The sequence below is a fragment of the Mammaliicoccus sp. FSL K6-3158 genome (assembly GCF_038005105.1).
Lineage (GTDB): Bacteria > Bacillota > Bacilli > Staphylococcales > Staphylococcaceae > Mammaliicoccus > Mammaliicoccus sciuri.
The window spans coordinates 341,715-354,042 of sequence record NZ_JBBOSL010000001.1; the positions used below are offsets into that span (position 1 = coordinate 341,715).

General features: G+C 32.1%; 14 protein-coding genes. 11 read left to right on the forward strand and 3 right to left on the reverse strand.

Going from position 1 to position 12,328, the window contains the following annotated elements:
* Positions 1–930 carry a sugar-binding transcriptional regulator gene (locus MHH94_RS01495; protein ID WP_084755987.1) on the reverse strand — a complete coding sequence of 310 codons (930 nt, stop codon included), beginning with the start codon at positions 928–930 and terminating at the stop codon, positions 1–3.
* Positions 931–1,096: 166 nt separating this feature from the next.
* On the opposite strand from MHH94_RS01495, the gene MHH94_RS01500 reads away from it, so the two are divergent.
* Genes MHH94_RS01500 through MHH94_RS01530 form a run of 7 tightly spaced genes read left to right on the forward strand, consistent with a single transcriptional unit; the run spans position 1,097 to position 6,808 of the window.
* Positions 1,097–2,344 carry an NAD(P)H-dependent oxidoreductase gene (locus MHH94_RS01500; RefSeq protein WP_078355265.1) on the forward strand — a complete coding sequence of 416 codons (1,248 nt, stop codon included), beginning with the start codon at positions 1,097–1,099 and terminating at the stop codon, positions 2,342–2,344.
* Between the two features lie 17 nt (positions 2,345–2,361).
* Entirely contained in the window at positions 2,362–2,718 is a 357-nt protein-coding gene (locus MHH94_RS01505) for a PTS glucitol/sorbitol transporter subunit IIA (protein WP_084755984.1), read from the forward strand.
* 20 nt (positions 2,719–2,738) lie between these two features.
* Positions 2,739–3,284, forward strand: coding sequence for a PTS glucitol/sorbitol transporter subunit IIC (srlA, locus tag MHH94_RS01510; protein ID WP_078355263.1), 546 nt, complete (start codon positions 2,739–2,741; stop codon positions 3,282–3,284).
* Between the two features lie 18 nt (positions 3,285–3,302).
* The gene (gene srlE, locus MHH94_RS01515; protein ID WP_232181810.1) at positions 3,303–4,325 is read left to right on the forward strand and encodes a PTS glucitol/sorbitol transporter subunit IIB; all 1,023 of its coding nucleotides are present in this window, start codon (positions 3,303–3,305) and stop codon (positions 4,323–4,325) included.
* Between the two features lie 16 nt (positions 4,326–4,341).
* Positions 4,342–5,400 carry a zinc-binding dehydrogenase gene (locus MHH94_RS01520; protein WP_232181811.1) on the forward strand — a complete coding sequence of 353 codons (1,059 nt, stop codon included), beginning with the start codon at positions 4,342–4,344 and terminating at the stop codon, positions 5,398–5,400.
* A gap of 5 nt (positions 5,401–5,405) precedes the next feature.
* Entirely contained in the window at positions 5,406–6,401 is a 996-nt protein-coding gene (locus MHH94_RS01525; RefSeq protein WP_325880336.1) for a 2-hydroxyacid dehydrogenase, read from the forward strand.
* A 17-nt stretch (positions 6,402–6,418) separates the two neighbouring features.
* A complete protein-coding gene (locus MHH94_RS01530) occupies positions 6,419–6,808 on the forward strand; it encodes a transcriptional regulator GutM (protein ID WP_232181813.1) in 390 nt (129 codons plus the stop codon).
* Positions 6,809–6,895: 87 nt separating this feature from the next.
* Here MHH94_RS01530 and MHH94_RS01535 read toward each other — a convergent pair whose 3' ends face one another.
* Positions 6,896–7,786, reverse strand: a complete 891-nt coding sequence (locus MHH94_RS01535) for a fructose bisphosphate aldolase (RefSeq protein ID WP_058592149.1) — start codon at positions 7,784–7,786, stop codon at positions 6,896–6,898.
* Positions 7,787–7,978: 192 nt separating this feature from the next.
* Here MHH94_RS01535 and MHH94_RS01540 point away from each other — a divergent pair, with 192 nt between their 5' ends.
* From MHH94_RS01540 to MHH94_RS01555, 4 genes are all read left to right on the forward strand, one after another.
* On the forward strand, positions 7,979–8,308 hold the full coding sequence (locus MHH94_RS01540; protein WP_025907313.1) for a DUF4889 domain-containing protein: 330 nt from the start codon (positions 7,979–7,981) through the stop codon (positions 8,306–8,308).
* 112 nt (positions 8,309–8,420) lie between these two features.
* On the forward strand, positions 8,421–8,900 hold the full coding sequence (locus MHH94_RS01545; protein ID WP_058592150.1) for a GNAT family N-acetyltransferase: 480 nt from the start codon (positions 8,421–8,423) through the stop codon (positions 8,898–8,900).
* 154 nt (positions 8,901–9,054) lie between these two features.
* Positions 9,055–9,384, forward strand: coding sequence for an excalibur calcium-binding domain-containing protein (locus MHH94_RS01550; protein WP_058592151.1), 330 nt, complete (start codon positions 9,055–9,057; stop codon positions 9,382–9,384).
* A gap of 206 nt (positions 9,385–9,590) precedes the next feature.
* Complete coding sequence (locus MHH94_RS01555; protein ID WP_048540541.1) at positions 9,591–10,529, forward strand: mechanosensitive ion channel; 939 nt, start codon at positions 9,591–9,593, stop codon at positions 10,527–10,529.
* 426 nt (positions 10,530–10,955) lie between these two features.
* Here the strand turns inward: MHH94_RS01555 and MHH94_RS01560 are convergent, their stop codons facing one another.
* Positions 10,956–12,317 (reverse strand): CitMHS family transporter, encoded by a 1,362-nt coding sequence (locus MHH94_RS01560; RefSeq protein WP_048540542.1) that lies wholly within the window; start codon positions 12,315–12,317, stop codon positions 10,956–10,958.
* Positions 12,318–12,328 lie beyond the last annotated feature (11 nt).

A 12,328-nucleotide genomic window follows, 5' to 3' on the forward strand; every position in this document is an offset into this window, starting at 1 on the left:
TCAGTATTTCTCCAATATATTAATCGCTGTTTCTTCGTCTATTACGAGCACATCGATTAATTCATTTTTTAATGCCGCATGTATGGCTGATGCTTTATTTATACCACCTGCGACACCAATTTTGAGTGGAATCTTTTTGTATTCTTCAAAAGAAATACTGATTACTTTATCGTTCCATTCACAATCAAGTTGTTTACCGTCTTTGTCGATAAAATTATAGAATATATCACCTGTTGCATTAATTTTAGAAACATCGCTTATTGATAGTTCATCGTTATAAGCAGATACCATTGTTGATTCTAAAGGATTAGATCCTATTCCGACAATTGCTATTTTTGTTTTGGAATAGTTTTCAGTAATGTTCTGAACGAATTTCTGTTTCATGATAAATTCTTTCGAATATTTATCATCTACAACGACTGGTGCATGCAAGAATAAACTTTTTGTACCTAATTTTTTGCTAAAGGTATCAACTATGTGGTTTGCATGTATGTCTATTGTGACATTCCCCATACCACCGACTAAAGGAATTAATAATGAATTTGGAAAAGTTTTATGAGTGGTTAACATTTTTGCGACTTGATCAACAGTAGTTCCTGCTGAAACGGCTAATGTATCACCATCTTTTAAGTTTCTTAAAATGTAGTCGGCTGCGCTTTTCCCTAATGTAGATTTTAAGTTGTGGTTTTTTTGAACACAAATGACTTCTTTTATTTTGTATTTTTCTTCTAATTCTTTTTCCAATTCTAGTAAATCATTTTCATTAATCTTAATTTCGACTATACCTTTTCTTTTGGCTTGGTTTAAATGCCTCGATACTGTAGGTCGACTTATTTTCATTTTTTTTGCAATTTCATTTTGACTGAGTCCTTCTTGATAGTACATTTTGCATACTTTAATCATCATTCTTGTATCATCTAATATAGACATAATTTAAATCCTTTCTATTCCTTATTTATAAATATAACATGATTAATTGGAAATTATTAGAATCATTTTATGTAAATTTACATTTGACTTTAAGCGCTTACATTGTTATTATAACACTCAAGAACATAATTTCAATGATTGAACAAATGTAAAAGGAGATGTTTGAATGACTATATACAGCCAATTGCAAGAAAGAGAAAGTGAAGGTAATCCAATACGTGTCGGTATTATTGGAGCAGGTCAAATGGGATTTGGTATGGTATCACAAATTGCGCATATTCCAGGAATGGTAATTGTAGGTATAAGTGATATTAAATTAGAAAATGCAGAGAAAGCTAAAGATGCATTTAATGAGTCTAGTGAAGTTCATGTAGATATAAAAGTATCAAATGATTTTAAAGAAATTATTCATGACGAAGCACCAGAAGTAATAGTTGATGCAACAGGTGTACCTGAAGTTGGCGCACAAATTGCTTTAGAAACATTATTAGCTAAGAAACATTTAGTATTGTTGAATGTTGAAGTTGATATCACAATTGGACCAATCATGAAGAAATTGTATGATTCAGCTAATTTAGTTTATACAGGATCTGATGGAGATGAACCTGCAGTAACACTTGGATTATTTGAATTTGCTAAATCAATGGGATTGGAAGTACTTGTTGCAGGTAAAGGTAAGAATAATCCGCTTATCCCTACAGCTAATCCAGATACTGCAAGGGAAGAAGCATTGAGTAAACATATGGCACCTCATATGTTAGCTGCTTTTCAAGATGGTACAAAAACAATGGCAGAGATGACATTATTATCTAATGCAACTGGATATAAACCAGATGTTGTTGGTATGCATGGATTAAAAGGAGATTTAGATTCTGTACTAGATGATTTGAATTCAAATGAAAATGGTGGCGTATTAAATAATTTTGAAGTAGTTGAATACGTCGATGGGTTAGCACCAGGTGTATTTATTATTGTTAAAGGTAAGAACGTTGGTGTGGCAAACGAATTAAATTATTTATTGAAAAAAGGTGATAGAGATCACCATATCTTATATAGACCTTTCCATTTAGCAAGTTTAGAAACACCATTAACAATTGCTAAAGCAGTATTAAACCATGACTATGCCATTATTCCAATTGAAGGGCCAGTATCAGAAACAGTTGCAGTTGCTAAGAAAGATATAAAAGCCGGCGAAAGCATTGATGGTATTGGTGGTTATTGTGTAAGAGGGTTGATGGAAACGCATGAAGAAACTGTAGAAAAAAAACATATTCCGATTGGCTTGATTTCAGGAAATGTAACAGCAAATCAAGATATCAATGAAGGTGAATTCTTAACAGAAGATAATGTTTCATTAGATACAAATACAACAGTTTGGAAACTTAGAAAATTACAAGATCAAACATTCAAATAATATAAAGAGGTGTCAAAATGTTTAGTTCAAAAATAGTAGAAATAGGATCGTTAGTAGAAGAGTTTAAACAGGAAAATTTATTAGTATTATTTGGAAAGGATGCACCACCTGAATTAGCTGACATATCAGTCTTACATGTACCTGAAGAAGACAATGGTCATAATTTAGTTGAAGGTAGCACATTATCTATTGGAAATAATGAATATCATATTGTTCAAGTAGGATCAGAAGCCAATGAAAATTTTGATACATTAGGTCATGTTTCAATTTATTTCTCAGATGTTGAAAATACAGAAATTTTACCTGGCGCGATTTTAGTAACACCATCTCATTTTCCAGAGCTTGCTTTAAATGAAAAGATTAAACTTTATTAAAAATATAGGGGTGATGTTTAATGAATTTCTTAACAAAAGTAGCTGATGGTTTCATAGGAATGTTTGAAGAAGGCGCAGAAGTGTTTATGGGATTTATGACGGATATTATTCCATTGTTAATCGTATTAATCACGGCAATCAATGCATTAGTAAAATTGATTGGTGAAGACAATGTAAATAATTTTATTCAGAAAATCACTAAATTTACAATTCTAAGATACACACTTGTTCCATTTTTAGCTGTATTCTTCTTTACAAATCCTATGTGTTATACGGTTGGGAGATTTTTGCCTGAACGATATAAACCAGCATATTATGATTCAACGGTTTCATTTTTACATCCAGTAACAGGACTTTTCCCACATGCCAACTCTGCTGAATTATTTATTTGGTTAGGTATTGCGCATGGCTTTTCAAAAGCAGGTGGGAATCAATCATCACTAGCTTTAATGTTTCTATTAACTGGTTTGATTGTCATATTGATGAGAGGCTTTATAACTGAAAAAATTAGTATGCATTTATTCAAAAAACAAGGTTTAAATCATATTCTAAACGAAGATAAATGATTTAAGGGGGGATAAGAAATGTCTAAAATAGTGAAGGTTAATAAAGGGAAACAAGGTTGGGGTGGTCCCTTAACATTGAAAGCCACTGATGAACTGAAATATGTAGTGAGTGTAACCGGTGGTGGTATTCACCCTGTTGCCAAAAAAATAGCAGAAATGACGGGAACAACTGCAGTTGACTCCTTTAAAGATCCAGTGCCAAAAGAAGAAACAATGGTTGCAGTAATTGATTGTGGTGGTACAGCTAGATGTGGAACTTATCCAAGAATAGGGATTCCCACGATAAATGTAAAAGTTATGAGTCCGTCTGGTCCTTTAGCTAAGTTCATGACAGAAGATATATTTGTATCTGGTGTAACACCGGAAGATTTAGAGAATGTAAGTGATGGAGAAACTCAAGAATTAGCTGCTACTAAAAGTGAAAGTGAGACACAATCTGGAAATGAAGATATAAAAACAAAAATCAAAGAAGCAAAACAAGAACATCAGCAAGAGGAAGAAGTACCTAAAAACAAAATGATGCTTATCATTGATAAAATCGCTAAAGGTGCAGGTAAGTTTATGAATATTATGTATCAATCTGGTAGAGATACAGTTGATACAGTAATTAAAAATATTATACCTTTTATGGCGTTTGTCGCAACGTTAATTGGAATTATCAATTATACCGGAATTGGTGATATTATTGCCAAATTACTGAGTCCTTTATCGGATAATCTCATCGGTCTTGTAATATTAGCATTTATTACAGGGTTGCCATTCTTATCTCCATTATTAGCTCCAGGTGCAGTTATTGGTGCTATTATCGGTACATTAATTGGTAATGAGATTGGAAGCGGAAATATTGAAATGAGTATTGCTTTACCTGCTTTATTTGCCATTAATGCACAAGTTGGTTGTGACTTTATACCAGTTGGATTAACACTCGGAGAAGCAAAACCTGAAACAATCAGTGTTGCAGCACCAGCTGTTCTATTTTCAAGAACAATAACCGGACCACTAGCAGTATTAATTGCATATGGCATGTCATTTTTCATATAAGTGAGGATGATTGAGTATGAGTATAGAAAAAATAGACTTTGGTGTTTTAGAATCTCAAGGAAAAGCTAGTGTTAAATCGATGTTATTACCTGAATTAGGTGAACATGACGTATTACTTCGTCAAGAAGCATGTAATATATGTACAACTGATTATCAACAATGGCAAGGTAAAAGAGAACATCAAGGTTATCCTATGGCAGGAGGGCATGAAGTTTCTGGCATCATTATTGATAAGGGACAAAAAGTCTCAGAAACATATCAAATTGGTGATCAAGTAAGTGTGCTATATGACTATTGTGGGAAATGTGACGAATGTCTTAAAGGAAAAATAACAAACTGTCAGAACATCCATCAATTCGGTAAAAATTACTCAGATGACTACTTTGGTATATTTGGATTTGCAAATTACTTTGTAAGAAACGCTAAAAGTATCGTGAAAGTGAACAATGATGTATCTCCGCAAGAAGCAGGATTTGTTGAACCACTATCATCAGTTATACGAGGTATCAAGAAGTTAAAGATCACTAAAGATGATCATTTAGTTGTGATTGGTGCAGGTACGATGGGGCTGCTAAATGCTTTAGTTGCAAGAATTAAAGGAGCAAACGTTATTGTGAGTGAAAGGAATCCAGTCAAAGTGAAGAAAGCAAGAGAACTGGGTTTTGAAGTAATAGATATTAATGAAGTAGATTTAAAAGAAAAAATCATGGCGTTAACTGGTCAAGGTGCTGATATTGTAATTGTTGCGGTTGGTACGGCTTCAGCAAATCAACAATCATTAGATATTATCAAAAATACAGAAGGACAAATTCTATTTTTTGCAGCGGGTTATCCTGCGCCAGAACTTGATGTCGATTCTAATTATATACATTATCGTGAAAGTTACTTTGTTGGAACATATGGATCTAGTATAGAGGATTTTGAAGATGCAGCAGAATTGATTAGTGGCAGAAAAATTGATGTCAGTCCTCTAATAGAAGAAACATTTTCACTCAATGATATTCAAAGTGCTTTTGAAAAAGCGAGCACAAGAGGTAGTTATAGAGTGTCAGTAAAATTACAGACAGAGGAGTAGATACGATGAAATGTTTGGCTATTAGTGATTTATTTATTGATAAAGATATGATGGACGTAGGTTTACAAGAATTGAAAAATAATGGTATCGATGTAACTATACGAGAATGGAAACACGATGATTTAGAACAACTTCAACTCGATAATATTAAATTAGAAAAAAATGGACCAGACGCAGTTGAACTACCTGAAGAATTATTAAATGATGCTGAAACTTTTGATATTGTTATTACTCAATTCGCACCAATTAATCAACAAACAATAGATAAATTTACGAGTTTAAAAATACTTGGTGTGCTACGTGCAGGTATTGAAAATGTGGATCATGCGTATGCAGAAAAAGCAGGTGTTAAAGTTTTTAATACACCAGGTAGAAGTATTACAAGTGTATCCGAATTTACAGTAGGTATGATTTTATCTGAAATTAGAAATATTGCTAAAGGTCATTTTAACTTGAAGCAAGGTAAGTGGGAAAAACACTATCCAAATGGAGTACTAGCACCAGAAATTAAAAATTCTAAAGTTGGTATTATCGGCTATGGTGCTATCGGTCAACGAGTAGCTGACTTACTTAGACCATTTGGTGGAGAAATATTATATTTTGATGAGTATTATGATGGTCAAAGTGAAGATAGACAAGTTAATAATCTAAATGATTTAGTCAAAGAAGCGGATATCATTACAATGCATTATAGACTTACAGATACAACAAAAGATATGTTAAATAAAGAACACTTTAAAATCATGAAAGAAAGTGCTGTCGTCATAAACACTGCTAGATCTGGACTTATAAATGAAGAAGATTTGATTAAAGCATTAGAAAGTCGAGAAATAGCAGGTGCTGCAGTAGATGTATATGAAAAAGAACCGCTACCATTAGAACATCCATATAATAAATTAGATAATATTACGATTACACCGCATATTGCAGGCTCTACAATAGGGAATTTTGCGAACTCACCAGTTATATTAGGGAAAATCATTTTAGAAAATATTAAATAGAAAAGTAGGTTTAATATATGGAAAATTTCGGGTTTATTATACTATTAATTATCGTTGTTCTATTACAAGCAGTTGCAAACTATTACCATGGAATATATTATCAGAAAAAAATTAAAAAACTCACTTCAAAATATTCAGAAGGCTATTTAGGAGTGGGGATTACTAAAAAGTTTTTAAGACCTGGTAAAGTGGCGATAGTAGTTACAGATAAAGAAGGTACAATTTTGGAATGTAATATCTTGTCAGGAATCATGGTGCTATCAAAATTCTATAAATATAAAGAATATGAAGGAGAATCCATTGATTCAATGAATTGGGAGAAAAAGAAACATAAAAAAGTAGTAGAAGAAGCTATTAATAAAGTAGTATTCCAGAAAGTAAATCAAAGAAAAAGTGTATTGAATTAAAAAGTATTAAAAGTTTTATGCCGAATTTAACCCCAATATAAAAAAGGCTCGGACACTAATAAATTGTCCAAGCCTTTTGTTATGTTTTTAATTCTTATTGACTGAAGCGTCATAGATTGAATCTACTGCGTCTTGTAATCCGTTATTAAATTCTTCTGCTGATTGTCCAGCGAATAGGTCAGTTACTAATGCGCGTGAGAAACTTGCAATAAGTCCGTCATTTTCTTTCAGTAATTCATTTGCTTTTTCTCTTGAGTAACCACCTGATAATGCAACGACACGAACAACGTTAGGGTGTTCGATTAATGATTTATATTGGTTTGGTTTTGTTGGAATTGTTAATTTCAACATTACGTATTGATCGTCGTTTAATTTATCTAGTTCTTTCGCGATTTCTTCTTTTAAGATATCTTCGATTTCTTCTTTATCTTTAGCATTAATGTTCACTTCTGGTTCGATAATTGGAACTAATCCTGCTTCGATAATTTGTTTACCAATTTCAAATTGTTGTTCTACAACTTTAGCGATAGCTTCTTGATTTGCTTCAAGAATATTTGAACGCATTTTTGTACCGAATACATTACGTTCTTTTGCACGTTGTAATAACTCATCTAAACCAGGAATGACTTTCATTAACTGAACGCCATTTTCTTCATCTGCTAAACCTTTGTCTACTTTTAAGAAAGGAACGATACCTTTTGAAGCTAAGTAGTCAGAAGTATATTGACCTTCAACTTCACGGTCCATTGTTTGTTCAAATAAAATAGCACCTAATATTTTTTCAGAAGTAAAGGCTGGAGATGTTACGATACGTGTTCTCATTTCATGAACAAGTGTATACATTTCATCTTCATTGCTGTATTGATTTTCTTCAATACCATAATCTTTAAGAGCTTTTGGAGTACTACCACCACTTTGATCTAGTGCAGCTATAAAACCTTTACCATTTTTTATTTTTTCAAATTGTTCTTGGTTCATTTTTTCCACTCCTTTAGATATTTTCAATTATAGTATGATGATTTTTACCATTTATCGCAAGTTATTCAACTTTTAATGATTTTTTTAAGAGAGAAAAATACTAAATAAATATGTCGAATTTAAGAAGATTGATGCGTGATTATTTCATAAAATGCTTATACGCATTATGATGTACATTAGGGAGGATTCTCAATGAATAAAAAATCAGCAATATTATTAATAGGTGGCTTAGCTATCGTAGCTTTAGCAGTCGCAGCTTTATTGTTATTTTCAACGCAAAAAAGTACTTACTACGGATATATGGAGAATAGTACAACTGCAGAAAAAGTAGTAAGTGAGAAAAATAATGAAGTTACGGAAAATATCAAAATCGAATCAACAAGTGATTTCAAACCTAAAAAAGGTGATTTTGTAAAATTAATTTCAAACGATAACGGCAAAACATTTTATAAAAAAGAAGTCGTCAAACATGATGATATACCACATGGTTTAATGATGAAAATACATGATATGGAAATGTAAGGAATATAAAGTCTGAGACGAATGAGAATGTCTCGGACTTTTACTATTTTATTTAATAGACACTTATAGTAAAATTACATTTAACTTCTATAGAATGTGGGTGGTTAAAGTGATGTTAATCAGAAATAAACAAGAATCAGATATTGAAGCGATTGCTAAAGTTCATTATGAGTCTTGGTTGACGACATATAGAGGAATTGTTCCAGATAGTTATTTGGATCAATTAACGTTATCATCATATATTGAAAGACACCATAAATTTAATGCACCGTGTATTGTTGCAGAGGTTGATGGAGAAGTGATTGGATTTCTAATGTATGGTAAAGACAAAGATGAAGATACAAGTGATACATGTGGTGAAATTATGGTCATTTACTTACTTGAAGCATATCAAAACCAAGGAATAGGCACACGTTTAATGCAAGAAGCGGAAGAAGAAATGAAGGATAAATATGATGAATTAAGTCTTTGGGTTTTTGAAGATAATCATCCTACGATTAAATTTTATGAAAAACATGGCTTTAAAAAAGATGGTAAAATAAGTGATTTTAGTAAAGCATTAAAAGAAGTAAGAATGATGAAAAGAATATGATACATAGTAGCCATGAATTTTAAAGTTCATGGTCTTTTTTTATATTAATAATCCAGAAAAAATAAAAGAAAATAATTTTAAATAATTTTGCTAAATACAGTAGAAAATTACAATCGATTGTACTATATTTATAAAAAATTAAAGGGGAAGAGAAATGAGAACAAGAAATAATATTTTAAAATTACTGCTAGCTATTATCTGTGTGTTATCTTTTACAATGCCTTCAATTCATAGTCAAGTTGATGCAGCTACAAAGAAAGTTGTAAAGAAAAAAACAATTAAGAAAGTTGTAAAAAAGAAAACAACACAGTTACCACCAAGCCAAAGATATAATTACAAAAAACCGGGTGCTAAGGAAAAACGTAACTATCAAAATTGCACAGATTTAAGAAAAGTATTTCCAAATGGTGTGACTTATGGTCATCGTGCATATTTACCAAAATTTGATAGAGATAAAGATAAAATTGCGTGTGAAAGATACTAGGTAGAAGTATTATTAAAGGGGATTGTGTTTTACGTGAAACGAGCAGATGTTTGATCATCTGCTCGTTTATTTTTTTTAAAATATTAATTACTTATTCAAATTATTTAGGCTTTCAGAATAGTTTTTTAAACAATTCAAAAATTATTATAAAAATATGATTAGTATTATTATACTAGGGTAACATATCAAGAAAGGAGGAATTAAATATGAGTAAAATAACAGATTCATTCTTAAATGCTTTAGACAGCATTATAGCATTCATACCAAACTTAATTAGTGCAATTATATTATTAATTGTCGCTTGGTTAATTGCAGTAATTGTTAAAACAATTATTGTGAAAGGTTTAAACGCAGTTGGTTTTGAGAAATGGCTAGAGAAAAAGGGGTTAACTGAATCAGGAAGTGGCAAATCAGGATCTGAAGGTTTAATTCAGACATTTGGTAAATTAGCTTACTTCATTATATTCCTATTATTCTTACCATCAGTGTTTGATGCATTAAATATGACTTCTGTATCAACACCGATTAAAAACATGATGGGTAGTGTATTAGACTTCTTACCTAGAATTATTGTTGCGATTGTTATATTAGTTGTTGGTTTATTCATCGCAAAAGTATTAGGTACATTAGTTAAAAATTTATTAACAAATTTAAATGTTAGTAAATATAATCACTATGTAAACTTTGGTGAGAATAAAGAAAGTATTGATATTCCTTCAGCTGCAGGCTGGGTAATTTCAACAATCATTGGTTTATTCTTTGTTGTTGAATCATTAAATACAGTTAATTTAGAAGTATTAAATACAATTGGTGAAGCAATTATTGGATACTTACCATTAGTAATTTCAGCAGCAATTATCTTATTAATTGGTTTCATTGGTGGCAACTTACTATCTAAATTAATTAAAAAATCTACAGGTAACGTATTCGTATCTGAAATCGTTAAATATTTAGTAATCATCGTTTCAGTATTTATGACATTAGATCAATTAAACTTTGCTCAAAGCATTGTTAATGTAGCATTCTTACTAATCTTAGGTGCTGTAGCAGTAGCATTTGCTATCTCATTCGGTATCGGTGGTAAGTCATTTGCAGAAAAAACATTATCAAAAATTGAACGTAAAGCTGAATCAAATGACAAATAAAAGATGATTAGAAAAAGCTGAGACATCCGTGTCTCAGCTTTTTTGTGTGAAAATATTTAATGGGTGAGTGAAGGCAAGAGTTGTGGCCCAAGTCTTAGCTTAATGTATGAATAAAGCCAAGAGATAGTCGAAGTCATGGCTTAATGTCTGAGTAAAGCCAAGAGATAGCGAAAGTTATAGCTTAAGTACTGAGTAAAGCCAAGAGATAGCGAAAGTCATGGCTTAATGTGTGAATAAAGCCAAGAGATAGTTAAAGTCGTGGCTTAAGTAGTGAATAAAGCCAAGAGATAGCGAAAGTCGTGGCTTAAGTACTGAGTAAAGCCAAGAGAAAGCTAAAGTCATGGCTTAAGTAGTGAATAAAGCCAAGAGATAGTCCAAGTCATAGCATAAACCCTAAACATCCTCACTTTTTTCAAAAATCACATTCTATATCGTAACAATGCCCATCAAGATAGCGATAAATAGCATTAGGATGGAAAAACCCCAAACCCAGAAGAATGCGTATTTGATATATCTACCCATATTTATTTCTGCAAGTCCAACGGCTAACCATACTGCTGGTGCGAATGGGCTGACGAATGTTCCGATTACGTTACCTATCATAAGTGAGAAGGCTGTTGATTGTGATGGAACGCCAAATTGACTGGCTGTTGATTCTACTATAGGTAAGATTGCGAAATAATAAGCATCTGTACTTGTTAATAAATCTAAAGGAACACCTAATACACCGATTATAATGTGTAAGTATGGTCCTACAACTGTTGGTAATACTGCAATTAACGATAGTGCAATCGATTCTAACATACCTGTTTCATTAAGTATTCCTAGGAATACACCTGCTGCTAATATAACAGCTGCCATCATTAAGGCATTTGGTGCATGTGCTCTAATACGCTCCATTTGTTCATCGACATCTCTAAAGTTTAATGGTAATGCGACTGCAACACCGAGCATAAATGCAAATTCAGGCGGTACAATATCTAATAACATCATAGCTACGACGATGACTGTAAGTATTAAATTGAGCCAAAGTATGTAAGTATGCTTTGTAGCTTCACCTTTAATAGTAGCATTCTCTTCTTGGTCTTTTTCATAGTTTGCAATAATTTCATCCATATTGATTTTCACAACATCCTCATTAGGAAAAGCTTTAGCAATACGTCTTTTTTCACGGATTCCTAAATAGATAGAGAATAGAATTGCGAGTACGATTCCGACTAATTGAATAGGTATAACTTGATACCATAAGTCGTTGATATTATCGACTTTAAGGACAGAAGCGGTTCTTGCCATTGGTCCGCCCCAAGGTACCATGTTGATAATTGCTGCACTTAATGCAAGAAGTAGTACTAATAAGTATGGGCTCATTTTTAGTGCCCTGTATAATGGTAATAAAGCAGGAATTGCTAATAAGAAAGTAGTGGCACCAGCACCGTCTAATTGTGCAAAAGTACCGATAATCGTTGTGACAATCGCAACGATAATAATATTACCTCGTGTTAATTTAATCATTCCTCTAACAAAAGGTCTGAATAAACCACTATCTGAGATAATACCGAAATAGATAATCGCAAAAATAAACATGATTGCGACATTAAATACTTGATCAATACCGGATTCAACATATTTTCGAATATCTCCAAATCCATGACCAATAACTAATGCGCCAATTACAGGTATTAAAATCATTCCTACAACTGGACTAATTTTCTTCATAATTAACATTGCGACAATTGAAATAATAATAACGAGTCCAACTATTGTCAGCAGTGTATTCGGTTCTTCCATTTTTATCCCCC

Excerpts from the sequence above, each read along its gene's own strand:
- MHH94_RS01500 (WP_078355265.1), top strand. The coding sequence starts at position 1,097 with ATGACTATATACAGCCAATTGCAAGAAAGAGAAAGTGAAGGTAATCCA.
- MHH94_RS01560 (WP_048540542.1), bottom strand. The coding sequence starts at position 12,317 with ATGGAAGAACCGAATACACTGCTGACAATAGTTGGACTCGTTATTATT.
- MHH94_RS01525 (WP_325880336.1), top strand. The coding sequence starts at position 5,406 with ATGAAATGTTTGGCTATTAGTGATTTATTTATTGATAAAGATATGATG.
- MHH94_RS01520 (WP_232181811.1), top strand. The coding sequence starts at position 4,342 with ATGAGTATAGAAAAAATAGACTTTGGTGTTTTAGAATCTCAAGGAAAA.
- MHH94_RS01495 (WP_084755987.1), bottom strand. The coding sequence starts at position 930 with ATGTCTATATTAGATGATACAAGAATGATGATTAAAGTATGCAAAATG.
- MHH94_RS01540 (WP_025907313.1), top strand. The coding sequence starts at position 7,979 with ATGAATAAAAAATCAGCAATATTATTAATAGGTGGCTTAGCTATCGTA.
- MHH94_RS01555 (WP_048540541.1), top strand. The coding sequence starts at position 9,591 with ATGAGTAAAATAACAGATTCATTCTTAAATGCTTTAGACAGCATTATA.
- srlA (WP_078355263.1), top strand. The coding sequence starts at position 2,739 with ATGAATTTCTTAACAAAAGTAGCTGATGGTTTCATAGGAATGTTTGAA.
- MHH94_RS01535 (WP_058592149.1), bottom strand. The coding sequence starts at position 7,786 with ATGAACCAAGAACAATTTGAAAAAATAAAAAATGGTAAAGGTTTTATA.
- srlE (WP_232181810.1), top strand. The coding sequence starts at position 3,303 with ATGTCTAAAATAGTGAAGGTTAATAAAGGGAAACAAGGTTGGGGTGGT.
- MHH94_RS01545 (WP_058592150.1), top strand. The coding sequence starts at position 8,421 with ATGTTAATCAGAAATAAACAAGAATCAGATATTGAAGCGATTGCTAAA.
- MHH94_RS01530 (WP_232181813.1), top strand. The coding sequence starts at position 6,419 with ATGGAAAATTTCGGGTTTATTATACTATTAATTATCGTTGTTCTATTA.
- MHH94_RS01505 (WP_084755984.1), top strand. The coding sequence starts at position 2,362 with ATGTTTAGTTCAAAAATAGTAGAAATAGGATCGTTAGTAGAAGAGTTT.
- MHH94_RS01550 (WP_058592151.1), top strand. The coding sequence starts at position 9,055 with ATGAGAACAAGAAATAATATTTTAAAATTACTGCTAGCTATTATCTGT.